The organism is Paenibacillus apis (assembly GCF_018333295.1).
GTDB classification, from domain to species: Bacteria; Bacillota; Bacilli; order Paenibacillales; family Paenibacillaceae; genus Fontibacillus; species Fontibacillus antibioticophila.
The window spans coordinates 1-255 of the sequence record NZ_BORS01000085.1; the positions used below are offsets into that span (position 1 = coordinate 1).

1 rRNA gene is annotated in these 255 nt (G+C 51.0%); it reads left to right on the forward strand.

From position 1 onward, the window contains the following. Positions 1 to 31 precede the first annotated feature (31 nt). Positions 32 to 255: ribosomal RNA gene (locus tag KI362_RS25430) — 16S ribosomal RNA — on the forward strand; the annotation flags it as partial.

Consider the following 255-nt stretch of genomic DNA (forward strand, 5'->3'; position numbering starts at 1 on the left):
CGTCAGTTTTGAAATGAGCAAGTCAAACACTTTATTGGAGAGTTTGATCCTGGCTCAGGACGAACGCTGGCGGCGTGCCTAATACATGCAAGTCGAGCGGACTTGATGGAGTGCTTGCACTCCTGATGGTTAGCGGCGGACGGGTGAGTAACACGTAGGCAACCTGCCCGTAAGACTGGGATAACTACCGGAAACGGTAGCTAATACCAGATAATTTACCTTGCCGCATGGGGAGGTAATGAAAGGCGGAGCAAT